Below are 26,546 nucleotides of genomic sequence, written 5' to 3' on the forward strand. Positions count from 1 at the left end.
ACCTTCGCAAGTTGCGGGTGAGCATTCTGGCCACCGTCTCGATGTTTGCCGCTGCAGGGTCGGTGCTGTATCTCTCGCATCACACCCGAGACAGCGCCCAATTGGCTAGGCAGGTCGCCAGGACACAGTACGACGAGGCGGACGGCAAGCTCAAAAGGGTGCGCGACGAGGAAAACGAGATCAAGCAGAAATCAATCCTTTTCAACCAGCTGCAGGCGCGAGGCATGATTGGCGATGAGCAGCGCCTGGACTGGGTGGAATTGCTCAAGGAGATTCGTGACAAACGTCGCCTGCTTGATCTGCAATATGAGATCGCACCACAACGCTTGCTCGACGGCAACGTGGCCGGTGATTTTTCCTTTGCCAGCAGTACCATGAAATTGCAGGTGAAATTGCTCCATGAAGAGGATCTCCTACGGCTGCTCGGCGATTTGCGCAGTCAGGCGAAGGCGCTGATCCTGATCAAAGCCTGTACCATCGAGCGCCGGCCGACAAACGCCGATGAGCGTGCTGGTGGGCGAGAAAACCTTCTCGCCCACTGTGAAATCGACTGGTTGACGCTGCACAAAGTGAGCCCGAAGTAGGAAAAGGGGGAAACCATCCATGACCCGGTTCTTGCTCATGGCCAGGAAAGCCCGCGTGGTCGGGCTGCTTGGCTGGTTGTTGGCAGACCCGACAGCAGTTGCCGAAGAGGCCGTCGGTCGTTTGTTCTTCACTCCCGAACGGCGTCAGCAACTCGACCAGCGTCGAGAGATGAACACCCTCGACGAACCACAGATTGCGACTGATTCGACGCTCACGGTTAACGGCATCGTCACTCGTAGCAGCGGCAAGCGCACGGTCTGGATCAACGGCAACCCACAGCATGAAGATGAGACCGGCAACGACCTGACCGTGACCACGCAGCGCGGGAACCCTGGAAGGGTGGTGGTTCGATCCGGTGCTTCTCCGGTCACCAGGGCGCGTGTCGGTGAGACGGTGAACCGTGATACCGGCGAAGCAAATGACCTGCTGAACGGCGGTCAGGTACGTGTTCAATCTGGCTCAAGAGCGACGAAGTAGACCTTGAAACTTGAAACCTTGAAACGTTGCGCCGACTGGCGACAAGGTTCCGAACATTGACCGGATGGCGATCGTCGATGAGGGTGAGATCCATGCGTCCAGAACACCACGCCAGGGTCGGTCAGCGGCGCCAGAGTGGCATCGCGCTGCTGGCGCTGCTGACCCTGCTGACTCTTTGGGGGCTGTATCTATTCGTCGGCCAGCTCAACGCGCTTCAACTCGAGATGGCAGGTAAACGCAATGCCGAGGCTGCGCTGACGGAGGCGAAATACGCCCTGATCGGACGCGCCGCCACCGACCAGAACCGTCCTGGCAGCTTACCCTGCCCTGCGATCGACGAGACCGGCGTATCCCCCCTCCTGATAGGCAATCACTGTCCTTCGTACATTGGTCGCCTGCCCTGGAAAACACTGCGGGTGAGCGATCTGCGCGACCAGGCTGGCGAGCGCCTCTGGTATGCCCTCGCGCCCGCATTGCGCGACGACGATTCCGCGCAACCGATCAATTCCCAGACGCTACCGGAACTCAAGCTCGACGGTATGTCAGACATCGCAGCCATCCTATTCTCCCCTGGTGTGCCACTCGCTGACCAGAATGGCCGACCGGGCAACGCTGTCGCAGACTACCTGGACGGCAGCAACAACGACGGCGATTACGCCTTCGTTTCCGGGCCGCTTTCACCGACCTTCAACGACCGGGTATTGTCCATCAGTCGTGGCGACCTCTTTCGCGCTGTCAATCAGCGAGTTCTTGGAGAAGTGCGCGGCCCTGCAGATAACCCGGCCGGGCCGCCGAACTACGCCTTGCGCCGTTACCATGCCGACCATGCCACTTTTCCCTGGGCTGACAAGGATGGCGATGGATTGGGCGATGTCGATACGACTGTTGGCAAACTGCCCAACAATGATCTCGTATTGCCAAACTCCCTCGCATGGCTGGGCACCAATGGCTGGCTGCCCTTGCTCACCTATCAGCGATTGAGTCCCAACTCGGCGAGGATCGGAATAGTCGGCAGCAGCAATACCCTGAACGTTCTGCCCTGCTCAGGTTCGCCTTGCCCATGAACGCTCTCGCCAGCCATGGCCACGGCAAATCGCTCCGGGATGGTTTCTCTCCGGACGGGAGGGTCATCTTTCTGAATTTACGCGATCCAGCCCATCAGGTGCCTGCATGAAGAATCCGTCCTTCCAGGCTCCGACAAGCCAGGGCTTCACCCTGACCGAACTGGCCGTCGTGCTGGTTATCACCTCGATCCTGATCGGCGGGCTACTGGTGCCCCTGTCGTCGCAGATCGACGCACGCAACAGCAATGATACCAGGGCAGCCATGGCCGAGATCCGTGAGGCGTTGCTGGGTTTTGCCGCCGTCAAAGGTTACTTTCCCTGTCCGGCGATACCAACCATCGCCAGTGGGAGTCCGAATGCCGGACTTGAAGGGGCTCGCAATGCGGGTAGCTGCATCCATCCAGCCGGGGTATTGCCATGGGCAACCCTGGCGGTCGCAGAAAAGGACGCCTGGGGACGGCGCTACAGCTACCGGGTGACCCCGGAATTCAGCAACGCCCCTCCCCTCCTCCCATTCAACCTCTCGTCCAGCGGCGACATCAAGGTCTTGTCCACAGCCGGTGGCGTCGCTGTCGCCACCGTCGTACCAACCATCGTGATCTCCCACGGCAAGAATGGCAACGGGGCTTACACGGCCGAAGGAGCGCAATTACCTGAAGGGAGCGATGCCGATGAACTCGAAAACCGGGTCTTGATCACGCCTGCAGGCGTGTGGTCAGACGGCTCCGTTGCCAAGGAGTTTGTCAAACGGGCGGCACCGACGGTCACTTACGACGATGAAGTCGTGTGGATTGCCCCCGGCGTGCTCTTCAACCGCATGATCACTGCCGGCAAACTGCCTTGATGTCGAGCGCAAGAAGCTTCCTCGACCGGTTGCGCAACGCCGGCATCACCGATACCGACAACGAAGAACAACGTCTGCAGAAGTCCCTGTTGTTTTTTGCGACCGGTCTGATCTGTCTGGCCTCGGTTGTGTGGCTCTTTCTGTACTGGCAGCTCGGACCCCGATTTCCGTCCAACCTGTCTTTTGCCCTGCAGTTGCTGCTCGTCGGCAATCTTCTCGTTTACCTGAAAACGCTCAACTTCAATGCCTTTCGCTGGATCCAGCTATCCTTGTTCCTGTTCACGCCCTTTATCGCACAATGGAGCATTGGCAGTTTCATCACCGCCAGCGGCATCAGTCTCTGGGCTTTGCTGGCACCGATCGGCGCAGTGCTGTTCATCGGCCCGAGAGAGTCCGGGGTCTGGTTTTTTGCCTATGTTTTTCTCACCGTGCTCTCCGGTGGCTTCGACTACTATCTCGCGGACTCGCTGAGCATGGCGCAACACCCAGTGCCGCCGCAGACCACTGCATTCTTCTTTGCCCTCAATTTTGCGGCCGTATCGGCCATTGTCTATGTGCTGCTGCGCTACGCAGACTCCCAGAAGCACCAGGCCCAGCAACGTCTGCAGGAGGCCCATCGGCTGCTGCAAAGCGAACAGGAGCGCTCTGAACGACTGCTCCTGAACATTCTTCCCGCACCGATCGCCAAGCGCTTGAAAAACGGCAACCAGACGATTGCGGATGGCTTTTCCGAAGTCTCGGTGATGTTTGCCGACATCGTGAGCTTCACGCGCGTTGCCGAAGGGCTGACCCCCCAACAAGTTTTTGCCATGTTGAACAAAATCTTCTCCTGTTTTGACGAACTTGCCGAAAAGTATGGCCTCGAGAAGATCAAGACCATTGGCGATGCCTACATGGTCGCCTCCGGCCTCGACGGCGCAAGCAAGAATTCGACCGAGGCGCTGGCCGATATGGCACTGGAAATGTGCAGCCTGCTTCATCATGACTTCAGCATTAACGAGATGCACCTCGAACTGCGCATCGGCATCGGCACGGGCCCGGTGGTCGCCGGTGTCGTCGGCAAGAAGAAATTCATTTATGACCTCTGGGGTGACACAGTGAACATCGCCAGCCGAGTGACTACCGAGGGCATTCCCGGCATGGTTCAGGTCGATGAGCGAACCTACCGGCGCCTACAGCGGAGTTTCAATTTTCAGGAACCCCGGACGATCTTTCTGAAAGGCAAAGGGAACATGGTCGTCCATCACCTGATCGGCCGCCGAACCGCCGGCAGCGCTGATCATGCCCGTTAGGCGGCTGGCCCGTCCGGCGGCAGCCTCCGCAACTCGAAGCACACCTGGCCAGGGACATTGCTGGCCAGTCGTAACTCGTAGCCGCAGCTTTCCGCCTGCCGAGCCGCATGATAAAGCCCGACCCCAAGACCGCTCTCGGAGGCTACGGGCGCGCGCAGCAGGTCGCCCAGGATAAGGGGGTCAAGCGCGCTGCCGGTATCGCAGATACGTAGTACCGAGGCATCAGCGGTGATGGAGACGCACACCTGCAAGTCGCTGTCCACTTGTGCCTTGAGGAGTGCGTTCTGCAATAGGTTGTCGGCGACGCTGTCAAAAAGCGCCACCGGCAGCAGGGCATCGGAGTTCAGATCGACTGCGACGAAAGTGACCGGCGTTGTGGCGTAACGCTGTTGCTGGAGCTGCCACCACGCCGCCACCGGCAGGAGGCCACCCGCATCGGTTTGTGGCTTCTGGAGTTTGCTCAGGGTTTGCTGCAGGCGTTGCGTGATTTGCGGCAACTGGCGCTGCAGCAAGCGATCGAGCCGTTCGCCCTGCTCGCCGTTCATCGTCTGCGCCAGGTAACATAAGTTGCTCAGCGATTGCAGCAGATTCTTGACATCATGCGTCAGGCGAGCACCAGTTTCATGAATCGCGCGCAGATAGCTCACCTGCTGCAATTCGCGAGCGCGCAACTTGGCGATGTAGTGCTCATTGGCGAGTTGCGCCAGCAGATGAAAATGCCAGACCAGCGCCGGACTCAGCTTATGACGAGTATGCAGGGTCAGTTGCAGGGGTTGTCCAGGAAAATCCTGACGGAACCGCGACTCCCTGCCGAAGGCGCCGCTGCGTGCTCCGGCAACCCAGCTCCCGCCATCGACCCACGGTAGATCGAGCATCTCCGCGAGCGCCTGTGACAGGAACTGTTCCGGCTCGCTTTCGCTGCCGGCCAGCATCGTCAGGCGATGTAACCATGTTTCAAACGGCAGGCCGATGGTCAGCAGATAGCGAGAGAAAAAGACGTCAAAACCGGTAAATCCGGGACGGGTGTTCCAGGCCCAGCCAATCAGCAGCAGCAGCAAGGCGATCGAGATCAGCGCGTTGAGTACCGCTTCGAGATACCCTGACTGGCGCAGCAGCATGAAAGCCAGACTACCCAGAATTAGGACGGCAATCAGCAGGAAAATGAACAGGCTGTAGAACAGGTCGATCATCCCGCCGCCGGGTCGGTCGCTTTCCTGCGAGAGTGGCAACAGCAGCATCACCAGAAAGCACGCCGGCATTCCCCAGGCAAATTCGCGATCCAGTGACGGGCCGGTCAGAGCGGCATGCGGTACTACCTGGGGTACCAGCCAGAGCAGCAGCGCGGCCAACAGGTAGGCAAAGGCGATCAGATAGAAAATACGGGTCGGTCGATGATCGATGAACATGACCCGTCCGCCAACCAATGCGGCCAGCATGACCACCCAGACGATCAGCAGCCACCAGCCATACCAGGCGACGCCACAGCCAAGTACCAGGGTGAGCACCGCCAGCCCGATCAAATCGACATTGCGTTCTGCGTAAGTGAACGGTTGCCAGAGAATGAACAGTCCGACATTGACCAGCCAGCATAGCAAACCAATCGTTGTATCGGCCCCGGAGACCAGCGCCAGGTGCAACACCCCCAGCAAGGAAACCAACAGCCAGCGCTGGCGCTGGCGCAAAGCGCTAGCAACGCGCTGCAGCAGGGTCATGCAGCGTCCTGGTCGACTACCCGTAGCCCGGTTCGCAGGCCCATGGCCAGTCCAACTCTGGTCAAGGGTGTCGAAATGCCGACAGGTCCGAAGACCTTGACCGGCAAATCAGCGGGATTTTCCCGGTACGAGTCCGGGCACGAAACGTGCTTTGAATCCACCACCATATTCGACAGTCACCGGAGAATGACATGAACCAGCCGAACAAGCTGCAGTCGGGCTTTACCCTCGTAGAGGTTGCCATTGTACTCGTCATCATCGGCCTGCTGCTCGGTGGGGTGCTGAAAGGACAGGAGTTGATCAACAGTGCCAAGGTCAAGAATTTTGTCAATGACTTTCGCACCGTTTCGGCTTTGGTCTATGCTTACCAGGATCGCTTCAAGTCATTCCCGGGCGACCAGAATCAGACGCAACTGGATAATGCTTTTGGTGCCAACCTGGCGAACGCATGTACCCCGGCGGCGGATGGTAAATGCAGACAGAACAACGGCCGCGTCGAAGGCGCCTGGGATGCCGGTGGCGCCGATGGCAAGGGGGCTGCGACCGAGGAAAGCGTCGTCTTGTGGCAGCACGTTCGCTTGGCCAACCTGGCCACAGGCCCTACGGATCTTAACTCCACGGACTACCGGCCACGTAATACCGATGGCGGTTTCATCGGTATCGAGAGCAACGGCGGAGTGGCTGCGCCGTACATCAAGGACATGCGAGGGTCGTTCTTTATTTGCTCAGCCGGCATCCTCGGCCGTCACGTCAAACAGATCGATACCACCATGGATGACGGTAATACCGCTGGCGGATCGCTTCAGGCCGTAGCGAATGGTGCTGCCCGTGGCAGCGCGGCGGTCAAAACCATCGACATTCAGGAAGGGACCTCGTACACGGTCTGCGCCGCCTTTTGAGCAGTAGCCAAGCCTTCTTCCCCCGGAATAAACAACAACCCGCCAGCGGCGGGCTCGCTCACCCCTTCCTGCAACAGGCCAAGATCCATTGCTTGACAGCGTCTCCCTGTCTCCCGCTATTGCCGGCAAGGGTGCCGCGAGCGCAAGGCTGCCGGCGCGGGATGAGTGCTCAGGGGGCTTCTGCTATACTTCTGCCATGATCAGTGCTGCCTCCCCATGAGCCCAATACTGCCTTCTCCGAAAGCGCTCGATCTGGCCCGCCAGGTCCTGCGTATAGAAGCCGATGCCGTACTCGCGCTGGTCGACCGCATCGACGGCGGCTTCATGCAAGCGCTGCGGCTGATTCTCAATTGCCATGGTCGAGTCATTGTCAGCGGCATGGGCAAATCCGGTCATGTCGGACGCAAGATCGCTTCGACTCTGGCCAGTACCGGCACGCCCGCCTTTTTTGTTCATCCGGCGGAGGCCAGCCATGGCGACCTCGGGATGATTACCCGCGACGATGTGCTGATTGCGCTTTCCAATTCCGGCGAGAGCGCCGAGTTGCTGACCATCGTGCCGAGCATCAAGCGCCAGGGTGCCAAGCTGATCAGCATGACGGGCAATGCGCAGTCATCACTGGCGATCGAGGCCGATGTGCACCTGGATGCCGCGGTTGCTCAGGAAGCCTGCCCACTCAATCTTGCGCCAACTGCCAGTACCACCGCTGCCCTCGCACTCGGCGACGCGCTGGCGGTCGCCCTGCTCGATTCGCGTGGTTTTGGCCCAGAAGATTTTGCCCGTTCGCATCCTGGGGGCTCGCTTGGTCGTCGGCTACTGACGCATGTGCGCGATGTGATGCGTGTCGGGCCGGCCATTCCGGCCGTTCTTGCAGAGACCAGCCTGCCGGATGCCATTCGTGAGATGTCGCGCGGAGGGATCGGCATGACCACCGTGCTGACCCCTGATCGACGGGTGATCGGCATCTTTACCGACGGTGACCTGCGGCGCGCTTTCGCCGGTCAGCAGGACCTGCGCACCCTGTCGATAGGCGACATCATGCGGCGAGAGCCGCGCACGATCGCTCCCGACCAGCTCGCGGTGGAGGCCGTCGAGATGATGGAGCAACACCAGATCAACCAGTTGCCAGTAGTCGACGACAGGGGCATTCTCGCCGGCGCACTCAATATGCATGACCTTTTCAGGGCCAAGGTGATCTGATGTCAGGCCTCCTCGACGACCATGCCAGGGTGCGTGCGCGCCAGCTCAAACTGATGGCTTTTGACGTCGACGGGGTGCTCAGCGACGGCTCGTTGTTCTACAGCGACGCCGGTATCGAGATCAAGGCGTTCAACACGCTTGACGGGTTTGGTCTGAAAATGCTGCAGCAGGCCGGCATCACGGTTGCCATCATCACCGGCCGGCGTGCCCGTTGCGTCGAGCTGCGAGCGCAGGACCTGGGCATCCAGTACCTTTATCAGGCAGTTGACAACAAACTCGAAGTCATGCATTCGCTACTCGCCGAACTCGGTCTCGGGACTGATGATGCCGGTTACATGGGCGATGACATACCCGACCTGCCGGTGATGACCGCCTGTGCTTTCTCTGCCACACCGGGCGATGGCCATGCGCTGGTACAGCGCTATGCTACGCTCATCACCGAGCGTCACGGCGGCCGCGGTGCGGTACGCGAGGCCTGCGAGTTTATTCTTGATGCACAAGGCAAGCTGGCAGCGACGCTGGCACCGTATCTGACGGTGATGACCAGCCGATGAAAAAGTGGAGTAGCGCACTGCTGCCACTGAGTATTTTGCTCGTTCTGGTCGTTCTGACTGCCTGGCTGCGCTACGTTACTGAATTCCCGGAAGTGCGCAATGACGGCAAGAGTCGTCACGATCCCGACTACATCATCAGTGGTGTGCTGGGGCGCAAGCTCGATGCTTCGGGAAACCTGCTGTACACTCTGACCACAGACGAGATCCGTCACTATCCTGACGATGATACGATCCACCTGCTCAAACCGACACTGATTTACCTGGATCCCAAGCAACCGCCAGTCATCATCAGATCAGGGCATGGGCAGGCGAACTCGCAAGCCCAGCGGGTCGATCTCTGGGACCAGGTTGAGATACACCGTGCCGCGACTGCCCAAGAAGGGCAATTGGTGGCCACGATGTCCGAGCTGACGGTGTTGACCGAGGAGGAAAAGGCTTTCACCAAGAGCCGGGTGCTGATCACCCAGACCAACTCCTGGGTACAGGGGGTCGGCATGCAGGTAGACAACAAGTTGCGGACTTACCTGCTGGAATCCGCCGTCACCGGACAAATTGAAAGCCATTTTTCCAGAAAGAAAGCCCAGAGATGAAGAAGATCCATGGCTGTGCTTGCGCCACCAGCCTCCTGCTGTTCGCCCTTTCACTGCCGGCGCAAGCTGAGCGTGCGGATCGCGACAAGCCGATTCATCTTGAAGGCGATCGTCTGAGCATCGATGACATCAAGAACGTCAAGATTCTCGAGGGTAATGCGGTCCTGATTCAGGGCACCATGGAACTTCGTACCAGCCGCCTGGTGGTTACCCAAGACGCCGATGGTTTCCAGAAAGCCGTTGCGACTGGTGGTGCCAACGGCCTTGCGCATTTCAGGCAGAAGCGGGAGGGCGTCGACGAATTTACTGAAGGCGAAGCCGAGCGTATCGAACACGACGCACGCAGCGAGACCACGCAGTTCTTTGTTCGCGCCTGGATCCGCAATGGCCTTGACGAGGTCAAGGGAGCGTACATTTCCTATGATGCGCTGAATGAAAAATTCCTGGTTACCACGACGGGTGGCATCAACAAGAGTGCTACTGGTGCAGGGCAGGCACGCGTGCGCGCGATCATCCAGCCAAAGGCCAAAAACGCGGACCCTGCGCCCGCCGATAAAAAGAGTGACTCCCTGACCCTCAAGCCCGCAGCAAAAATCAGCCCCAGAGCCGATTGAATCGGTTTGCGCCTACGCCGCAGGCAAATCATGACATTCATGATTGAGGGGGGTCTGATGATGGGGTCGATCCGATAAACTCACGATCGTTTGGTGCGGCGCAACAAAATGCTTGACATGGTTCATCGAAAGTCTATAATGCAGCGCATGGTGCAGTGCAGCAAAAGATCGCGAAAGCCAGTGGTGCCACGATCGGTGAGTTAACCATTGCACATGTTGTGTTGTACCTATACTTTTATTGAGGAGATTGACCATGTTTAACACCCCAGAACAATTTGCCGCTGCCAACAAAGCCTCCGTTGATGCGATGCTGACCCTTGCCAACACCGCGCTGGCCAGTGCCGAACGGATTGCTGCCCTCAATCTGAATACCGCCCGCTCGATGCTCGAGGACGGCGTTGCCAATGCCAAGGCGATGCTTGGTGCCAAAGACCCGCAGGAGTTTTTCTCGCTGCAGAGTTCGCTGGCACAACCCGGACTCGAAAAGGCCGTGGCCTATTCCCGCAGCGTCTATGAAATCTCGGCACAATCGAAGGAAGAGATCTCGAAACTTCTCGAAGCACAATTCAGCGACTTCCAGAAACAGGTCCTCGGTCTGCTCGAGAAGGCCACCAAGAATGCACCCGCTGGCTCGGACGTTGCAGTTAACGCCGTCAAGTCGGCAATCGCCGCCGCAACCTCCGCTTTTGACAGCATGAATAAGGCTGCCAAGCAGGTTGCCGATATTGCAGAAACGAACGTTGCTGCAGCAACCAATGCCACCGTCAAGGCGGTTGGCACCGCCGCCGCAGCAGCCAAGAAATAGGCCTGTTTTAAGCATCCGGCAGACGCCTTTCCATTGCCATTCACGGAGAACTTCATGAGCACCATCGACCTCGAACAACTCGCCCAGAGCCAGAAAGCCAACGCCCAAGTGATGATGACACTGGTTCGCACCGCTTTCCACGGTCTCGAACAACTGTCAGCCCTCAATCTTGCCGCCAGCCGCGAGTTGTTCAATAGCACTGCCAGCGGTGCGCAACAACTGCTGGGCGTCAAGGACCCAAAAGAACTGGGCAATGTTGCCGGTTCTCTGGCTCGTCCCAACGTCGACAAGCTTCTGGAATATTCCCGCAACCTCTACGATCTGGCAGCCAACATGCAGCGCGAAATTACTTCGGTGATGGAAGATCAGTACAGCACCGTGCGGCACAACGCTTCCGGCCTGATCGACAAGGTCGGTGCGGTCAGTCCGATCTCGAGCGATGTCTTCGGCGCAGCGATGAAGCAGATGATGACGGCTTCGAGCACGGCCTTTGAGAATATCTCGCAGATGGCCAAGCAGATGACCGACATCGTCGATACCAATGTCAAGGCGGCCAGCAACGCGACCGCCCAGGCTGCTGCCGCCCTGACCCCGAAGAAGTAATCCGGCCATCAGCAGCTGATTTCCACAAACCCCGGCTACAGCCGGGGTTTGTTCGTTTACGGGATCAGGCCCGCCATTGCCAACGGATGCCCCGCTTCTCCACCTCTTGCCGTATCGACTCCATGGCTGCATCAACGAGTGCTGGAGATCCCTCGACCCCGAGTTCAAGGTAACGTCGTTGCCCCTCGTCGGACATCGACGGCAGGCTGTACAGCCGCAAGGCAGGAAAGTCGGCGACGATTCGCTCCATCAGATCGAGCAGCGCACTCTCATAGGCATTGACTCCCGTGAGCAAGAATGCCTTGTCCACGCAAGCCTGCGGGGCGAATAAATGCGCGTAGAAGGTATCGAGTACCCATTCGGCCATCGGATGTGCCATTTGCGGAAAGCCCGGCAGGAAGTGGTGATCGCGTACGCGAAATCCGGGAATGCGGTTGAACGGATTCGGAATGATCTCCACACCGCGCGGGAAGGTGCCCAGGAGCAGGCGAACGTCGGTGATCTCGGCGCCAAAGCGGGCGCGGATTTCGTGCTCGGCGTCGGGATGCAGGACCAGGTCGACGGAGAGCGCGGCCGCTGCCGCTTGCCGGGTGTGGTCGTCGGGCGTGTTGCCGATCCCCCCAAAACAAAAGACCACGTCCCCGGTAGCCAGGCTGCGCTGCAGCGTCGCCGTGATCAATGCGCGCTCGTCGCCCAGATATTCGGCCCACGCCAGACGCAAACCACGCACCGACAGCAATTCGGCGATTTTCGCAAAGTGCCGGTCAACGCGTTTTCCCGACAGGATCTCGTCACCGATGATGATTGCTCCGAAACGCATGCTCACTCCTTCAAAAATTCACAGGCTTTCCCACATCTTCTGTAAGCGCTTGCTCGATACCGGCACCGGCGTGCGCAGCTCCTGCGCGAATAACTGCACGCGCAATTCTTCGAGCAACCAGCGGAACTGTTCGAGCTGCGCATCGCTCACCCCCTGCCTGGCCAGCACACTGGCACGGCGCTCGTAATTTGTCCATAGCGGTGCGAACTCGGCCAGCAGGCGTGCATCCCGAATGGCACCTGAAGTACCACTCGCCTTCAGTTTGTCGAGACGCAGGGCGATCGCCTGGAAGTAACGCGGATATTGCCGCAGGCGTTCGAAAGGTGTCCCGGCAATGAAACGCTTATGGATCAGGCGCGCCAATTGTCCTTCGATATCCTGCAAGGTACTGGCGAAGGCCTTGAATGCCGGCAGCTTTTTCTGCAGTGCCTGCCAGTCGCCGAGAATCTGCCCAATCAGACGGCAGATCTCCTGCGTCAGCAACCCGAGTCGTGGCTTGGCTTCGAGGCAGCGCGCGCGGAAAGTGGCCGCATCGTTCGGCCAGGGATCGAGCAGGCAGGCACGTGCGAAGCTCAGATCGATCAACTGTCGCCGCAACTCATCAAGCGTACCGAGCGCCATGAACTGCAGTGCCATCTGGTTGAGCCCCGGCAGATTCTTCTCAAGATACTTTTGCTGTTCGCGAAACTGCAACATGAACAGTCGCAACAGCCCGGCCGCATGTACCTGGTGCGCTTCCTCGGGAGAATCGAAGACGCACAGCGAGACACGATCCCCGTCGTCGACCAATCCAGGGTAGCCGAGCACCCGCTGTCCGCCGCCCATCCCGACTTCCATCCGCTCAGGCAGCTCGCCAAAGGTCCAGTCGCTGATTCCCGAATACTCGCCAGGCGTTGCGTGCAGTTCGGAAAATTCCTGCTTCGCTGCACGGCCCCACTCGGCGCGCAGATCGCTGAGGCTGCGGCTCATTCCGAGCTGGCGCCCGTTTTCGTCGAGCAGGCGAAAATTCAGGGAAAAATGCGCTGGCAAGGCGTCGGGACGAAAGGCATCGGGCGTGATCTCCCAGCCACGCGCGTTCAGTCCTCGCGACTGCAGGATGAAGGCGATCAAGGCCATCACCAGCGGCTTGTCCGAAGGCGATACCTGTGCGACGAACTCGGCCGCGAAGTCGGGCACCGGCACCAGTTTGGCACGCAAGCGCTGTGGCAGCGTCTTCACCAGTTGCACGACCTTTTCCTTGAGCAATCCCGGCACCAGCCACTCGCAGCGCGCGGCCGGAATTTGGTTCAGTTGCGCTAGCGGCAGGCTCAGCGTCACCCCATCGCGCGCACTGCCGGGGTCGAAGTGGTAAGCCAGCTCATAATCGACGCCGTTGAGCCGCAGTTGATGCGGAAAGGCCTCGCTGGTCACGCCGGCGGCCTCGTGCCGCATCAGGTCTTCGCGCTGCAGATACAGGAGACGTGGCGTTGCGCGCTCGGCGTCGCGTCGCCACTTGTCGAAGCTGACACCGCTGTAGACGCCCTCGGGGACGATCCGATCGTAAAAGGCAAAGATCAGCTCGTCGTCGACCAGCACGTCGGGCCGCCGTGACTTGTGTTCGAGTGTTTCGATTTCGAGCATCAATTGCTGGTTGTGCTGATAGAAAGCCCAGCGCCGTTCGAACTCTTCGCTGACTTCGCCGTCGACCAGTGCCTGGCGGATAAAGATCTCGCGCGCGGCCTGTGGATTCAGCGGCCCGAAGTTCACTCGCCGGCGCGCATCGACGACGATGCCATACAGGGTGATCCGCTCGAAAGCAATCGCCTGCATCGCCTTTTTCTCCCAGTGTGGGTCGAACCAACTGCGCTTGAGCAGATGTGCGCCGACATGCTCAAGCCATGCGGGTTCGATGCGCGCGACGCAGCGCGCGAAGAGCCGCGTCGTTTCGCTGATCTCGGCGGCGATGATCCATTTGCCGGCCTTCTTCTGCAGCGTCGAGCCCGGATGGATCAGGAACTTGATGCCGCGTGCGCCGAGGTAGTGCGCAAATTCTTCCGACTTGCATCCCAGGTTGCCGAGCAGGCCGGCGAGCAATGCACGATGGATCGCGTCGTAAGTCGCCGGCAACGGGTTTTCCTGCCATGGGTGCTCGGCGGCGACAGCGTGCAACTGGCCATGCACTTCGCGCCACTCGCGCATGCGCAAAGCCGAAAGGAAGTGGTCGTGACAGGCCTCGACGAGTTTGCGCTGCGACTTGCGGTGCTCAAATTCAGCCTGATACCAGTCCCAGAGCCTGAGCCAGGAAAGAAACTCCGACCTCTCGTCGGCGAATTTCCGGTGCGCGGCGTCGGCCGTCCCCTGTCGTTCCTGCGGCCGCTCGCGTGGGTCCTGTACGGAAAGTGCGGCGGCAATCACCAGCACCTCGCGCAGGCAGCCTTCGTCGCGGGCAGCGACGATCATTCGCGCGAGCCGCGGGTCAAGCGGCATCTTCGCGAGTTCCTGGCCGGTCGCGGTCAGTGCATGCTCGGCATTTACCGCACCGAGTTCGAGCAGCAACTGGTAGCCATCGCTGATCGCCTTGCGCGGCGGCGCCTCGATGAACGGGAAATCCTCGATGTTGCCGAGGCGCAGCGCCTTCATGCGCAGGATCACGCCGGCCAGCGACGAGCGCATGATTTCCGGATCGGCAAATGCCGGCCGCAGCGCGAAGTCCTGCTCTTCGTAGAGACGGATGCACACTCCGGCCGCCACCCGGCCGCAGCGCCCGGCCCGCTGGTTGGCCGAAGCCTGCGCGATTTTTTCGATCTGCAGTTGCTCGACCTTATTGCGATACGAATAGCGCTTGACGCGCGCCAGACCCGAATCGACGACGTAGCGGATTCCCGGCACGGTCAGCGAGGTCTCGGCCACATTGGTCGCCAGCACGATCCGCGAACCGACGTGCGGCTTGAAGATCCGGCTCTGTTCCTCTGCCGAAAGGCGAGCAAACAGTGGCAGGATCTCGGTGTGCGGCGGGTGGTGCTTGCGCAGCGCCTCGGCCGCCTCGCGAATCTCGCGTTCGCCCGGCAGAAACACCAGCACGTCGCCCGGCCCTACGCGATGCAACTCATCACAGGCGTCTGCGATCGCATCGTAGAGATCGCGTTCGTCGTCGGGAGCCGCTTCCTCCTTTTCCACCTGCAGCGGGCGATAGCGCACTTCGACCGGATACAGGCGGCCCGAAACCTCGATCACCGGCGCACCGTCGAAATGCTGCGAAAAACGCTCGGCGTCGATTGTCGCCGAAGTGATCACCAGCTTCAGGTCGCGCCGCCTCGGCAAGAGCTGTTTGAGGTAGCCGAGCAGGAAATCGATGTTCAGGCTGCGCTCATGCGCCTCGTCGATGATCAAGGTATCGTACTGTTCAAGCCAGGGGTCACCCTGGGTCTCGGCAAGCAGGATGCCATCGGTCATCAGCTTGATGAAGGCGTCTGGAGAGGTGCGATCGCTGAAACGGATCTTGTAGCCGACGAGCGTACCGGATTCGCTCTGCAATTCCTGTGCGATACGCGCTGCGGTGGCGCGCGCAGCGATGCGGCGTGGTTGCGTGTGACCGATCAGACCGGTCGTTCCGCGTCCAATGTCGAGACAGATCTTCGGGATCTGCGTGGTTTTGCCTGAACCCGTTTCGCCACAGACGATCACCACTGGATGCCGGACGATCAGCGCCGCAATCTCGTCGCGACGCAGGTTGACCGGCAGATCGTCGGCAAACTCCGGCCGGGGTAGCCGCGCGCGGCGGGCCGCGACAGCCGCTCGAGAACGGTCGAGCAGGCGTTCGCTTTCGGCCTGCAGCGCATCGCGCTTGCTTCCGAAGAGGTGCCGGAGATCGCGCGCCAGCGCGCGCAGCCGGCGCTGATCGTGTACCAGGCAATCGGCAAAGTCCCTGGCCGGCTGGCGGGTGTGCGAGAAGGATGGAGTTTTTGCGGTCATCGGTCAGCAATGCAGGCATACAACCGAGTTGAAAGGCGTTCTCGATTGGTCAATTGACAGGATTCAACTCGACTACAGATACTGTCGAGGGTCTGTCAAGACTATCATTTTCTTGGATTTCCAAGCGCGCAATACCTCTCGCCCCCTCACAAGACCATGGCGCAATTCGCAACTGCACATGCTATCGTAGCAAATCGCCCAATATGTTGATGAGCCCTATCATTCATTATGATGTTACGAATTGGAATCGACCTCGGCGGCACAAAGATCGAACTGATGGCTCTCGATGAGTCGGGTCGCATGCTGCTACGTCGACGCAGAGCAACGCCGCAGGGCGATTACCAGGCGACCGTCGAGGCCGTCGCGAAAATGGTTGAAGCGGTTGAAGGCGAACGTGCGCAAAGAGATAGTCGTGTCGGTGTGGGCATCCCCGGCGCCGAATCCGCACTCGACGGCAGAATCAAAAATGCCAATTCCACCTGCCTGATCGGCAAGGCGCTGCGGCACGACCTGGAAGAGCGCCTGCAACGCGAGGTCCGCCTGGCCAACGATGCCAACTGTTTCGCCCTCTCGGAGGCCGTCGATGGTGCCGGACATGGCGCCGACGTTGTTTTCGGGGTCATCCTCGGGACTGGCGTGGGCGGCGGCATTGTCGTTCACCAGCGCGTACTCACTGGAGCCAATCGCATTGCCGGAGAATGGGGCCATAATCCGCTGCCGCGGCTCGAAGAGGAAAGCCGGATGCCGCCACAATGTTACTGTGGACGCTACGGCTGCATCGAAACCTGGCTCTCGGGCCCGGGAATCTGCGCGGATCACCTGCGTCATGGCGGCCACTCACTGGCAGCGGAAGAAATCGCGGCGCGTGCCAGGGCCGGAGATCCTGCCAGTGAGGCCACGCTCGGACGCTACGAGCGGCGTCTGGCCAAGGCACTCGCGCAGGTGGTCAACATCATCGACCCGGACGTGATCGTGCTCGGCGGTGGTCTGTCGAACATTGATCGCCTCTACCGCACGGTTCCAGTACTGTGGGCCGCGCATGTCTTTTCCGATGTGGTGCACACGCGCCTGTTGCGCAACGTGCATGGCGATTCCTCCGGCGTACGGGGTGCCGCCTGGCTCTGGAACGAGCGTTGAGATGGCGACCATCCAGTGGCTCGCTGGCAGATTGACAAGGGTCGACGCAGGAACTCCAGCATGCTGTGGCTGAAGCTGTTCCTGCCCTTTGCAGGCGCTTACTTCCTTTCGTATCTCTACCGGACGGCGAATGCGGTCATCGGTCCGGTACTGACACAGGAGCTCTCCTTGGGCGCGGGTGGACTGGGCCTGCTGACCAGCGCCTACTTCCTCTCTTTTGCTGCTGCACAACTGCCGCTCGGCATGCTGCTCGACCGTTTTGGCGCACGCCGTGTCGAATCCGGACTGTTGTTGATTGCTGCCACTGGCGCCACGGCTTTTGCCCTCGGTCAGAGCATTGCTGAACTGGCGATCGGCCGCGGCCTGATCGGGCTCGGCGTTTCGGCATGCCTGATGGCCGCTTTCAAGGCGTTTTCCCTGTGGTTTCCACCCTCTCGACAGGCTTCGCTGACCGGCTGGATCATGACTTCGGGCGGCCTCGGGGCTCTGGCGGCCACGGCACCACTGGAAGTCGCCCTGCAGCTTTCCGGCTGGCGCGAGATCTTCTTCGCCTTGGCCAGCCTGACTCTCGCGGTCGCCGTCTGGCTGTTCTGCAGCGTTCCGGAGCAGCACAGCCAGAGCAAACCCGAGTCCCTTGCTGCACAGTTGGCCGGCGTCAAGGCGGTGTTCGGCAGCGCACATTTCTGGCGCTTCGTGCCCATCGGCCTGACGCTGACCGGTGGCTTCATGGCCGTGCAAAGCTTGTGGTCGATTTCTTGGCTGATGCAGGTGAACGGCTACAGCCGCGCAGCCGCCGCCGACCATCTGGCCGGGATGAGCGTCGCCATGCTGACTGCCTATATTTTGATTGGCCTGCTGGCGACCGGTCTGGCCCGACGTGGCATCCAGCCGGTGATGCTGCTCGCTGCCGGACTCGGCCTTTCCTTGCTGATGCTCACCCTGATCGCCACCGAGGCGCTTTCCCAAACGTACCTGCTCTGGATCGCCTACGGCACTTTCTCGAGCTTTGGCACCCTGGCCTATTCACAGGCAGCGGCCGGTTTTCCGGTAGCGCTCTCGGGTCGGGTCAATACGGCCTTGAACCTGATGGTTTTCATCGGCGCCTTCGGGGTGCAATGGGGACTTGGTCTGCTGATCGACCTGCTGCAACAACAAGGGCAGAGCCCGGCCTTGGCTCACCGCAGCGCTTTTCTGATCCTGCTCGGAGTACAATCGACCGCCTATGCTGGGTTCTGCATGGCCAGCCGCCGGCCGCGCTGAACACAAGCGGCAAGGACCTTGAGGAACCCGGCTACTTTGCGAAAACCCCGCTGCGGGGCAGCGGAGCAGTTCAGTCAGCGATACAGGGGCAGATCGGCCAGTCGGCGCTCGATCTCGGCCGTTTGTTGTGCATAGACGTTCGGGTCGCCAAAGCGGCGCTTGAACTCGGCTTCCGACAGGTATTCGGGAAGCCCGGCGAGGGAGGGGACCAGATCCGCGTCAGTCACAGTCCCGCGTAATACCTTGTACAGGCGCGCATAGTCGTCGACCACAAGCTCGCCAAAGCGTGTTCCTGCACGATCAGCCGCCAGATCGGCAAACGAAAAACCGCTCCCTTTCCGGGAGTCATCGATTTCCTTGTAAACCCCGATCGCATTCGCTGCAGGCTCGCCGGCCCAGGCAGCCAGGGCAGCCGAAATTCCGAAATGCTGGGCACTGTCTTCACGGCCGAGCAGGGTCAGTTTCACGCGGCGCGCACGCGGCCACCCTTTTGCTTCCGGCAGCAGCATCGTCAGGTTCTTGTCTGCCAGATAGCTTGCCAGAACCAGCAGCACCGCACGGTTCGCCGGAAGGGTCTGGTCGCTTGCGGGTGCCAGCAGTGGAGACAGGATTTGGCTCAAGGGAACACGAGCGCGTGCAGTATAGTGGTCGAGAAGGCCCGCCAGGGCCGTCTGGGCAGCGTGCATGTGAACGATGTCCTGCGGCGTGAATGCCATCGACCTGGCACGGTCGAGCAGCCGCGGTTCCCAAACGTAGGTCAGCTCGACACTGTCGCGAGCAGGCTCGAAGGCCAGACGCCGGATGGCCTGCCGGGCAATCGTCCACTCCTCCGAAAAACCGGCAATGCTGATCGCCGAGGCGATCAACCATTCGGCCAGTGCAGACGGGATCGGGAAGGAGCCAAGCGAAGCGGCAACGATCCGTGGTTCGCCCTTTGCTTCCTGGAAGGATGCGCTCAGATTGAAGTAGCGGGATCCCGGAATTCCAGGAGCCCGAATGGTCAGCCGGATTTCGGCGTGATCATCGCCCAGGATGAAGGCAGCGCGCCCCCGCAGGTTGCGACTCGCGAAATAATTGATCGCAGTGTCAATCAACGTCGCTGGAATGACGGTCGTTCGCTCATCACCGCGCTGAAGCCGGCGTGGGTCATTGCTGACCAACAGGCGCCTGGCAGCGGCAACCGATATTGGCAAGATCGCTTCGTCGCGGCTGACCAATGGTGCCGGGTCGCTGACTGCGAACAAAAAGGAACTCATAGTGATGAGCAGCGATAGCAGCGCAAGCACCCAACCACGGCGACGCATCAGAGATACGACCCGCTGCCGGGTAGCAACCTTGTCATTGCCGGCATCAGCGGCGGCCCTCGTCCGGATCGACGAGCGCACGGGTATGAATGAAAGTGTTGGGAGGTCCCGAATATTTCTTGGTCAGCACGCAAGGCGCACTCACGGCGAGGCATCTGACAGGGGCGCAAGCGGCGTTGGTGCCGCAGCGGGCGCGGCACGGCCAAGCCGCAACTCGAAGCCGGCCTTGCAAAGCAGGCGAGCTTCCATCTGCAGGTCGGCATGGGTCAGCGGATGCTCGTCCAGCCAGTCTGGCGGAAAGGACAGGTACATTCTCTGCCGCTCCACCCGTAGACCGATCGCGGGCAATGGCTCGTTGCTGCGACCGCGATGCAGCACTACCGCCAGACGCAACAGGGCGCACAGACGACGAGCATGACATGCCCAATCTCTGGGCAGATCGGCAAAGGCGTCGGCGGGAAATGAGCGTCGGTGACGTCTGACCAGCGCCGCCAGCAACTGCTGGTCGTTACGCGAGTAGCCAGGCAGTTCGGCATGTGCCAGTACATAGGCCCCATGCTTGTGGTACTGGTCATGGGTCAGCAACAAGCCAATCTCGTGCAGACGGGCCGCACGTTCGAGTACGCTCCGAGCTTCCTTGCCGGTCAGCTTCCAGGGCACGCGGACCTGCCGCAGCAGATCGAGCGCAGACGCGCTCACCCGCTCCGCCTGGGCCTCGTCGAGATCGAAGCGACGGATGACGTCGGCAATGGTGCGGTCACGGACGTCTTCATGGCGGATGCGGCCGAGAAGATCATAGATCAGACCTTCGCGCAGCGCACCTTCCGAAACATCCATCTGTGCGATGCCAAGCGCTTCACACAGCCCGTGCAAGACCACGAAGCCGCCCACGAAGACGCGTGCACGCGCCGGTTCCAGTTGCCACCGGCGAGCCACCCCGGTGTTGTCGCGGACTTCGAGCAAAGCCGTGCGCAGCCGCCGCAGTCCTTCGAGTGTGATTCCCTCACGGCTCCAGCCTTCGCTGATGATGACATCCTGGATGGCCTTGATCGATCCGGAAGCGCCGGTGACTGTCTGCAAGTCGCGTACCAGGTACTCTTCGCGAACGGGTTCGAGGCTCAGTTGGACGAGCAGTTCAGCCTTGCGCAGGCGCGCTGCGGTAATTCGACCATCGGTAAAGCAGGCACGGGTCAGGCTGACACAACCCATGCGCAAACTCGCCAGGTGTAGAGGGTCGAACTGTTCGCCGATGATCAGTTCCGTGCTGCCGCCACCAATATCGACAACTAGGCGCTGGGTTGCGACGTCGCCGACGCTGTGCGCGACACCCAGATAGATCAGCCGCGCCTCTTCCTGACCGCTGACAATCTCTACCCGGTGGCCGAGAAGTTGTTCTGCACGGGCGACGAATCCAGCGCTGTTGCGTGCCTGTCGCAGGGTGTTGGTCCCAACGATGCGCAGGCGTGCCGACGGAATGTGCCGCAGTCGCTGACCGAAACGCGCCAGGCAATCCAGCGCCCGCTGTTGCGACTCGGCGGATAGCCGGTGGTGTCTGTCGAGACCGGCAGCAAGCTGAACCATCTCGCGCAAACGGTCGAGAATCTGCACATGCCCGTTACTGATGCGGGCGACGATCATGTGAAAGCTGTTCGAGCCCAGGTCGATCGCTGCTACAAAATTGGATGACACCTTGGCATTTCTCCAAATGGTTCAAGCAAAACCGCCATTTCGCTCCGGCACTGCCCAGTCTGGGCCGCAGAACACCTCTCCCGGCATGAGACTGAGGAAGGATAAGGGCTCGGCTCTCGCCACACCGTGACATTCCGCACATTGGAAAGAAGCCGTGCGCATCCGTAGCAGGAGTATCCCTATGCCCGGTACCCGAGTCAATCTTCGGCACCCATAGGCACTGCCGGGAAATGCGCAAGGCCTCGGCGGCTCGCACGGGCACCCGGTCAGAACTCCAGGGGGTCGACCTCCAGGTGCCAGCGTAGCCGGGAGGATGCTTTGATGGCTTCGAGCCGGGTCACCCAACCGGCGAGAAAGCGCTGTAAGGTTCGCCGCGATGGCGACTCGACCAGCAACTGAGCGCGTTCCAGACTGGCGCGACGGGAAAGGCGCATCGGCACCGGATCGTAAAAAATCACCAGCGGATCATTTTCGGACTCCGGGCCAGCGCGTGCAGTCGCAAGAAAGCTCAACGCTTCAGTCATCTGGGGGGCTTCTGCGCGCAGCATGGCCTGGTGGGCATAGGGCGGGAAGCCGGCCTGCTGCCGCTCCTTGAGCTGTGTGGCAGCGAAAGCCGGATAGTCATGTCGGACCAGCGCGGCATAAAGCGGATGGTCTGGAAACTGTGTCTGCAGCAACACCTCTCCTGGTCGGTCGGCACGGCCGGCGCGGCCAGCCACCTGCATCAACTGTGCGAACAGACGCTCCGGGGCACGCCAGTCGGCGGCAAACAGGGCCGCATCCGGGGCTATTGCGCCGACCAGCGTGAGCTTTGGAAAGTCATGGCCCTTGGCCAGCATCTGTGTGCCAACCAGAATGTCGGCCTCGCCCCTCTGGATGGTCGCCACGGATGTTTCCCATTGCCTGCGGCTGCCCGCCGAATCACGATCGACGCGCAGGATGCGTGCCTGCGGGAAGCGCTCGGCAAGGACCGCTTCGATCCGCTGCGTACCACGACCAAAGGTATTGAGGTCTTGGTTGCCACAGGTCGGGCAACGCTTTGGGATACGCGCTTCAAAACCGCAGTGATGGCAGCGCAGGCAGCGGTCGGCGAGATGCAGAACCAGGTTGGCGGCACAGCGATGACAATGAGACGTCCAGCCGCAAGCGGCGCAGGCCATCACCGGAGCATAACCGCGCCGATTGAGGAAGACCAGACTCTGCTCGGCACGCGCCAGACGTTGCTCGATGGCCAGCAGCAATGCTCTGGAAAGCCCATCCTGCAACTTGTCGACGCGCGTATCGATACATCGCAGCAGCGGCAGGCGGGCCCCCTCGAAGGCTCGCTCGCGAAGCGAGAGCAGTCGGTAGCGGCCCGTTCCGTCATTGGCGTTGGCCCAGCTCTCCAGTGAGGGAGTCGCTGAACCGAGGACGATCGGAATGGCGCTGTCGTGGGCGCGAAAGACGGCCAGGTCACGTGCCGAATAGCGAATTCCGTCCTGCTGTTTGAACGACGGGTCATGCTCTTCATCGACGATGATCAGGCCAAGCTCTGGCAAGGGGGTGAATACCGCCAGCCGGGTGCCAAGGACGATACGTGCCTCGCCAGTCAGTGCGGCACGCCAGTTGCGGCTACGCGCAGCCTCACCCAACTCGCTGTGCAGGCTGACCAGTCCGGCATTTGGAAAACGAGCCGTGACCCGGGCTTCGAGTTGTGGCGTCAGGTTGATTTCCGGTACCAGCAGGAGCGACTGTCGCCCTGCCGCCAGACAGCGTTCGATCAGGCGCAGATAGATTTCGGTCTTGCCACTGCCGGTGACGCCGTGTAAGAGATAAGCACGGGCTTTACCGACCGCCATCGACGTCAGCGCAGCTTCCTGTTCGCAGGTCAGCAGCGGCGCTGGCTGCGCCGGCACGTCCACGATGTGCTGCCGAAGCGGCCGAGCTTTCGGTGGTGCCAGCGCACGTAGTCCGGCCGGCAGGGTAGACAGCATCACCTGCCCAAGCGGCGCGTGATAATAGGCCGCGCAAAACCTGGTCAGGCGAAACCAGGCGGCGGGCAAGGGCGGCAGCTCGCGAAGAATGCTTTCGATCGGCTTGAGCTGCGCAAGCGGAATGTCCGTATCGGTAGCCAACTCAACGAGGATACCGATCTTCTGGCGTTGTCCGAAGGGTACACGCACTCGACAGCCGATGTCTGCTACCGACATCCTCTCTCCCTCGGGAACTCGGTAGTCGAAGAAGCGACGCAGCGGCACGTCTAGGGCGACGCGGGCAATCTGCATGCGGAAGATCCGATCCGGGAAACGCGTTTGTGAGCTAAGGCATTCAGTTATCTCAGCTTTCCGGCCTATACACAGTTCTGTGGATAACTCTGTGGATCAGCTTGCCGAAAAGTGGCGCAAAGGCCCTGTTCACAAGGGTTTCAGCCGATCGCCGGAAAAATAGGCAAATTTAAATTTGTTTTAAATCAATATACTAAAAAAATGACTGGAATTTCCGGGGGCTTTTGGCAGACTGCAAAAGTGGTGAGCATTTCTGTGAACAAGTCAAGCGGTAGAGCACGATTTATTCGGTTTTTATACGCAGGAGACGGCTATGGGTATGTACTGCATCGACCAGTGCAGTCACGTTTTCGGGGGGTGTAAACTGGGCAATCCCATGCCCAAGATTGAAGACATGGCCGGTGTTGTACGAACCGTAGCTGTCCAGTACGCGCCTGGCTTCGGCGGCTACCCGCGCAGGTGAGGCGAAGAGCACACCCGGATCGAGATTGCCCTGCAGGGCGACCTGGTGACCTACCCGCCGACGCGCTTCACCGATATCGATCATCCAGTCGAGGCCGATCGCATTACAGCCGATGTCGGCAATCGATTCCAGCCACAGGCCACCCCCCTTGGTGAACACGATCGATGGAACGTATTCACCTGCCTGTTTGCGGATCAGACTACCGACGATGCGTCGCAGGTAGGGTAACGAGAATTCCTGGTAAGCGGCTGCCGAAAGCGAGCCACCCCAGGAATCGAAAATCATCACCGCCTGTGCTCCGGACTCGATCTGGGCATTGAGGTAAGCGCTGACGGCATCGGCAGTGACCGACAGAATGCGATGCAGCAGGTCCGGACGATCGTAGAGCATGCCCTTGATGTGCCGGTAATCGCTGCTCGCGCCGCCTTCGACCATGTAGCAGGCGAGAGTGTAAGGGCTGCCGGAGAAACCGATCAGCGGCACGGTGTTGTTCAGGGCCCGTCTGATTTCAGCGACGGCGTCCATCACGTAACGCAGATGATCCCAGGGGTCCGGCGCGGTCAGGTCGCGGATTGCCCATTCCTCGCGCAGCGGACGTTCGAAGCGTGGTCCTTCACCGTCGGTGAAATAAAGCCCGAGTCCCATTGCATCGGGCACCGTCAGGATGTCCGAGAAAAGGATTGCGGCATCGAGATTGTAGCGCGTGAGCGGCTGCAGAGTGACCTCGCAGGCCATGGCCGGACTCTTGCACAACTGCAGGAAACTGCCGGCACGCCGGCGCGTTTCGCAGTATTCGGGCAGATAGCGGCCCGCCTGCCGCATCAGCCAGACCGGGGTGTACTCGGTCGGTTCCTTGAGCAGTGCACGCAGGAAAGTGTCGTTGCAGGGTCGGGTCACGTTGGGCTCCGTCGCAGCGGAAGATATGCTGCGAAACTGCGATTATCCACTTTTTCGCTTCTACTTGCGCCAGAAAGCCGGGGTCATGACCACCAGCAGGGTGAAGATTTCGAGGCGACCGAGGAGCATGGCGAAGGTACACACCCAGGTCTGGAAGTCGGTCAGACCGCCGAAGTTGGTTGCCGGACCGACTTCGCCGAGACCCGGCCCGGTATTGTTGATGCTCGCGACGACCGCCGAGAAAGCAGTAATGATCTCGAGCCCGGAGAAGGAAAGCGCCAGCGTCATCGAAACGATGCACACCATGTACATGAAGCCGAAAGCCAACACCGCGAAGAGAATGTTGGGAGGCACCACCTCGCTGCCGATCTTGATTGGATGCACGGCATTGGGATGCATGGCGCGTGTCAGTTCGCGGTAGACCTGCTTGTAGAGCACGATGGCGCGGATCATCTTGATGCCGCCTCCTGTCGAACCCGCACTGGTCGCAAAACTCGACAGAAACAACATCCACAACGGAGCAAAGAAAGGCCACAGGGCATAGTCGGTGTTGGCATATCCCGTGGTCGTCGCGATCGAGACGACGTTGAAGGCCGAAAACCTGAGCGCCTCGACAAAGCCCGGATAGACCCCATGCGCATCGAGATAGACGGCGATCGCGACGACACTGCCGAGGGTGACCAGGAGAAAGGCCCCGGCTTCCGGGTCGGTCACATAAGGGCGCAGCGAACGACCGGAAAGAACGACGTAGTGGGTCGCGAAATTGCAGCCCGCGATCAGCATGAAAGCGATGCTGACCGCTTCGATCGCCGGCGAATCAAAGAATCCGAAGCTCGCGTCGTGGCTGGAGAAACCGCCGAGCCCCATGGTGGTGAACATGTGCATGATCGCATCGAGCCAGGTCATCCCGGCCCAACGGTAGCCCAGAATGCAGCCGATCGAGATCAAGGTGTAGACCACCCACAGGCCCTTTGCCGTTTCAGCCATGCGCGGGGTCATTTTCGAGTCCTTCATCGGTCCCGGAGTTTCCGCCTTGAACATCTGGCGGCCGCCAATTCCGAGCAAAGGCAGGATCGCCACCGCCAGAACGATCAGGCCCATGCCTCCGAGCCAGACCAGTTGGCAACGCCAAAAATTGATCGACACCGGCATGGTGTCCAGTCCTTCGAAGACTGTTGCACCGGTCGTGGTCAGACCGGAGACCGCTTCAAAATAGGCATCCGTGAAACTCGCACCAAGTTGTATGACTAGGGGCAGTGCGGCGTAGACCGGCAAGACCGTCCATACCAGCGCGACCATCAGGAAACCGTCGCGAATCGTCAGGTCACGCTTCTCCTTGCGAGTTGCATACCACAACCCCAGACCGGTCCCGACAGTCAGCAGGACCGCCTCGTCGAAGGCATTCTCGGCACCGTCCTGCATCGCCCAGGACAAGGCCAGGGGAACCAGCATGGTCAGACCAAAAATGCAGATCACCAGCGAGAGAACCCGAATCACCGGGTAATAGCGTTGCATGGCGGTT

The 26,546-nt window shown here is 60.4% G+C and carries 22 protein-coding genes; 14 read left to right on the forward strand and 8 right to left on the reverse strand.

The features are described 5' to 3' along the window. Positions 1 to 17 precede the first annotated feature (17 nt). From V5B39_RS01920 to V5B39_RS01940, 5 genes are all read left to right on the forward strand, one after another. Positions 18 to 584 carry a hypothetical protein gene (locus V5B39_RS01920; RefSeq protein ID WP_332341013.1) on the forward strand — a complete coding sequence of 189 codons (567 nt, stop codon included), beginning with the start codon at positions 18 to 20 and terminating at the stop codon, positions 582 to 584. A gap of 19 nt (positions 585 to 603) precedes the next feature. Then, on the forward strand, positions 604 to 1,062 hold the full coding sequence (locus V5B39_RS01925) for a hypothetical protein (RefSeq protein WP_332341015.1): 459 nt from the start codon (positions 604 to 606) through the stop codon (positions 1,060 to 1,062). A 92-nt stretch (positions 1,063 to 1,154) separates the two neighbouring features. Next, positions 1,155 to 2,126, forward strand: a complete 972-nt coding sequence (locus V5B39_RS01930) for a hypothetical protein (protein ID WP_332341017.1) — start codon at positions 1,155 to 1,157, stop codon at positions 2,124 to 2,126. Positions 2,127 to 2,232: 106 nt separating this feature from the next. Then, positions 2,233 to 2,970 (forward strand): type II secretion system protein, encoded by a 738-nt coding sequence (locus tag V5B39_RS01935; RefSeq protein WP_332341019.1) that lies wholly within the window; start codon positions 2,233 to 2,235, stop codon positions 2,968 to 2,970. Beyond that, positions 2,970 to 4,262, forward strand: a complete 1,293-nt coding sequence (locus V5B39_RS01940) for an adenylate/guanylate cyclase domain-containing protein (protein WP_332341020.1) — start codon at positions 2,970 to 2,972, stop codon at positions 4,260 to 4,262. Before V5B39_RS01935 ends, V5B39_RS01940 begins: the two co-directional genes overlap by 1 nt. Here V5B39_RS01940 and V5B39_RS01945 read toward each other — a convergent pair. After that, positions 4,259 to 5,974 (reverse strand): sensor histidine kinase, encoded by a 1,716-nt coding sequence (locus V5B39_RS01945; RefSeq protein WP_332341021.1) that lies wholly within the window; start codon positions 5,972 to 5,974, stop codon positions 4,259 to 4,261. The genes V5B39_RS01940 and V5B39_RS01945 overlap by 4 nt on opposite strands. A 191-nt stretch (positions 5,975 to 6,165) precedes the next feature. On the opposite strand from V5B39_RS01945, the gene V5B39_RS01950 reads away from it, so the two are divergent. The 7 genes from V5B39_RS01950 to V5B39_RS01980 all read left to right on the forward strand — a co-directional run bounded on the left by V5B39_RS01950 (position 6,166) and on the right by V5B39_RS01980 (position 11,239). Then, positions 6,166 to 6,873: a prepilin-type N-terminal cleavage/methylation domain-containing protein gene (locus V5B39_RS01950; protein ID WP_332341022.1), complete on the forward strand. Its 708-nt coding sequence runs from the start codon at positions 6,166 to 6,168 to the stop codon at positions 6,871 to 6,873. A gap of 216 nt (positions 6,874 to 7,089) precedes the next feature. Then, the gene (locus V5B39_RS01955; protein ID WP_332341024.1) at positions 7,090 to 8,073 is read left to right on the forward strand and encodes a KpsF/GutQ family sugar-phosphate isomerase; all 984 of its coding nucleotides are present in this window, start codon (positions 7,090 to 7,092) and stop codon (positions 8,071 to 8,073) included. Beyond that, complete coding sequence (locus V5B39_RS01960; protein WP_332341026.1) at positions 8,073 to 8,627, forward strand: KdsC family phosphatase; 555 nt, start codon at positions 8,073 to 8,075, stop codon at positions 8,625 to 8,627. Before V5B39_RS01955 ends, V5B39_RS01960 begins: the two co-directional genes overlap by 1 nt. Continuing rightward, positions 8,624 to 9,217: an LPS export ABC transporter periplasmic protein LptC gene (lptC, locus tag V5B39_RS01965; RefSeq protein ID WP_332341029.1), complete on the forward strand. Its 594-nt coding sequence runs from the start codon at positions 8,624 to 8,626 to the stop codon at positions 9,215 to 9,217. The genes V5B39_RS01960 and lptC overlap by 4 nt, the downstream gene beginning before the upstream one ends. Continuing rightward, positions 9,214 to 9,831: a lipopolysaccharide transport periplasmic protein LptA gene (gene lptA, locus V5B39_RS01970; RefSeq protein ID WP_332341030.1), complete on the forward strand. Its 618-nt coding sequence runs from the start codon at positions 9,214 to 9,216 to the stop codon at positions 9,829 to 9,831. The genes lptC and lptA overlap by 4 nt, the downstream gene beginning before the upstream one ends. A 253-nt stretch (positions 9,832 to 10,084) precedes the next feature. Further along, complete coding sequence (locus V5B39_RS01975) at positions 10,085 to 10,636, forward strand: phasin family protein (protein WP_211203356.1); 552 nt, start codon at positions 10,085 to 10,087, stop codon at positions 10,634 to 10,636. A 54-nt stretch (positions 10,637 to 10,690) separates the two neighbouring features. Continuing rightward, a complete protein-coding gene (locus V5B39_RS01980; RefSeq protein WP_332341031.1) occupies positions 10,691 to 11,239 on the forward strand; it encodes a phasin family protein in 549 nt (182 codons plus the stop codon). Positions 11,240 to 11,303: 64 nt separating this feature from the next. Here V5B39_RS01980 and V5B39_RS01985 read toward each other — a convergent pair whose 3' ends face one another. Together V5B39_RS01985 and hrpA are read right to left on the reverse strand one after the other, a co-directional pair. Next, a complete protein-coding gene (locus V5B39_RS01985; protein WP_332341033.1) occupies positions 11,304 to 12,059 on the reverse strand; it encodes a competence/damage-inducible protein A in 756 nt (251 codons plus the stop codon). An 18-nt stretch (positions 12,060 to 12,077) separates the two neighbouring features. After that, positions 12,078 to 16,010 carry an ATP-dependent RNA helicase HrpA gene (gene hrpA, locus V5B39_RS01990; protein ID WP_332341035.1) on the reverse strand — a complete coding sequence of 1,311 codons (3,933 nt, stop codon included), beginning with the start codon at positions 16,008 to 16,010 and terminating at the stop codon, positions 12,078 to 12,080. 228 nt (positions 16,011 to 16,238) lie between these two features. Between hrpA and V5B39_RS01995 the strand changes: the two genes are divergently transcribed. Together V5B39_RS01995 and V5B39_RS02000 are read left to right on the forward strand one after the other, a co-directional pair. Further along, positions 16,239 to 17,147: an ROK family protein gene (locus V5B39_RS01995; protein WP_332341037.1), complete on the forward strand. Its 909-nt coding sequence runs from the start codon at positions 16,239 to 16,241 to the stop codon at positions 17,145 to 17,147. A 60-nt stretch (positions 17,148 to 17,207) separates the two neighbouring features. Further along, positions 17,208 to 18,407, forward strand: coding sequence for an MFS transporter (locus tag V5B39_RS02000; protein WP_332341039.1), 1,200 nt, complete (start codon positions 17,208 to 17,210; stop codon positions 18,405 to 18,407). Between the two features lie 74 nt (positions 18,408 to 18,481). Here the strand turns inward: V5B39_RS02000 and V5B39_RS02005 are convergent, their stop codons facing one another. The 5 genes from V5B39_RS02005 to V5B39_RS02025 form a co-directional block, all read right to left on the reverse strand. After that, positions 18,482 to 19,651 (reverse strand): hypothetical protein, encoded by a 1,170-nt coding sequence (locus V5B39_RS02005; protein ID WP_332341041.1) that lies wholly within the window; start codon positions 19,649 to 19,651, stop codon positions 18,482 to 18,484. A 201-nt stretch (positions 19,652 to 19,852) separates the two neighbouring features. Further along, positions 19,853 to 21,400, reverse strand: a complete 1,548-nt coding sequence (locus V5B39_RS02010; RefSeq protein ID WP_332341042.1) for a Ppx/GppA phosphatase family protein — start codon at positions 21,398 to 21,400, stop codon at positions 19,853 to 19,855. Between the two features lie 266 nt (positions 21,401 to 21,666). Then, positions 21,667 to 23,664 (reverse strand): primosomal protein N', encoded by a 1,998-nt coding sequence (locus V5B39_RS02015; RefSeq protein WP_332341043.1) that lies wholly within the window; start codon positions 23,662 to 23,664, stop codon positions 21,667 to 21,669. A gap of 283 nt (positions 23,665 to 23,947) precedes the next feature. Beyond that, complete coding sequence (gene hemE / locus V5B39_RS02020) at positions 23,948 to 25,024, reverse strand: uroporphyrinogen decarboxylase (protein ID WP_332341044.1); 1,077 nt, start codon at positions 25,022 to 25,024, stop codon at positions 23,948 to 23,950. Between the two features lie 60 nt (positions 25,025 to 25,084). Then, positions 25,085 to 26,539 carry a TrkH family potassium uptake protein gene (locus tag V5B39_RS02025; protein ID WP_332341045.1) on the reverse strand — a complete coding sequence of 485 codons (1,455 nt, stop codon included), beginning with the start codon at positions 26,537 to 26,539 and terminating at the stop codon, positions 25,085 to 25,087. Positions 26,540 to 26,546 lie beyond the last annotated feature (7 nt).

This window comes from Accumulibacter sp. (assembly GCF_036625275.1).
Classification (GTDB): domain Bacteria; phylum Pseudomonadota; class Gammaproteobacteria; order Burkholderiales; family Rhodocyclaceae; genus Accumulibacter.

What these genes read in the sequence shown, in the direction of transcription:
- V5B39_RS01940 (WP_332341020.1), top strand. Translation starts at nt 2,970, where the DNA reads ATGTCGAGCGCAAGAAGCTTCCTCGACCGGTTGCGCAACGCCGGCATC.
- hrpA (WP_332341035.1), bottom strand. Translation starts at nt 16,010, where the DNA reads ATGACCGCAAAAACTCCATCCTTCTCGCACACCCGCCAGCCGGCCAGG.
- V5B39_RS02000 (WP_332341039.1), top strand. Translation starts at nt 17,208, where the DNA reads ATGCTGTGGCTGAAGCTGTTCCTGCCCTTTGCAGGCGCTTACTTCCTT.
- V5B39_RS01995 (WP_332341037.1), top strand. Translation starts at nt 16,239, where the DNA reads ATGATGTTACGAATTGGAATCGACCTCGGCGGCACAAAGATCGAACTG.
- V5B39_RS01980 (WP_332341031.1), top strand. Translation starts at nt 10,691, where the DNA reads ATGAGCACCATCGACCTCGAACAACTCGCCCAGAGCCAGAAAGCCAAC.
- V5B39_RS01950 (WP_332341022.1), top strand. Translation starts at nt 6,166, where the DNA reads ATGAACCAGCCGAACAAGCTGCAGTCGGGCTTTACCCTCGTAGAGGTT.
- V5B39_RS01935 (WP_332341019.1), top strand. Translation starts at nt 2,233, where the DNA reads ATGAAGAATCCGTCCTTCCAGGCTCCGACAAGCCAGGGCTTCACCCTG.
- V5B39_RS01930 (WP_332341017.1), top strand. Translation starts at nt 1,155, where the DNA reads ATGCGTCCAGAACACCACGCCAGGGTCGGTCAGCGGCGCCAGAGTGGC.
- lptA (WP_332341030.1), top strand. Translation starts at nt 9,214, where the DNA reads ATGAAGAAGATCCATGGCTGTGCTTGCGCCACCAGCCTCCTGCTGTTC.
- V5B39_RS02025 (WP_332341045.1), bottom strand. Translation starts at nt 26,539, where the DNA reads ATGCAACGCTATTACCCGGTGATTCGGGTTCTCTCGCTGGTGATCTGC.
- V5B39_RS01960 (WP_332341026.1), top strand. Translation starts at nt 8,073, where the DNA reads ATGTCAGGCCTCCTCGACGACCATGCCAGGGTGCGTGCGCGCCAGCTC.
- V5B39_RS01925 (WP_332341015.1), top strand. Translation starts at nt 604, where the DNA reads ATGACCCGGTTCTTGCTCATGGCCAGGAAAGCCCGCGTGGTCGGGCTG.
- V5B39_RS01945 (WP_332341021.1), bottom strand. Translation starts at nt 5,974, where the DNA reads ATGACCCTGCTGCAGCGCGTTGCTAGCGCTTTGCGCCAGCGCCAGCGC.
- V5B39_RS02015 (WP_332341043.1), bottom strand. Translation starts at nt 23,664, where the DNA reads ATGCAGATTGCCCGCGTCGCCCTAGACGTGCCGCTGCGTCGCTTCTTC.
- lptC (WP_332341029.1), top strand. Translation starts at nt 8,624, where the DNA reads ATGAAAAAGTGGAGTAGCGCACTGCTGCCACTGAGTATTTTGCTCGTT.
- V5B39_RS01985 (WP_332341033.1), bottom strand. Translation starts at nt 12,059, where the DNA reads ATGCGTTTCGGAGCAATCATCATCGGTGACGAGATCCTGTCGGGAAAA.
- V5B39_RS01975 (WP_211203356.1), top strand. Translation starts at nt 10,085, where the DNA reads ATGTTTAACACCCCAGAACAATTTGCCGCTGCCAACAAAGCCTCCGTT.
- V5B39_RS01955 (WP_332341024.1), top strand. Translation starts at nt 7,090, where the DNA reads ATGAGCCCAATACTGCCTTCTCCGAAAGCGCTCGATCTGGCCCGCCAG.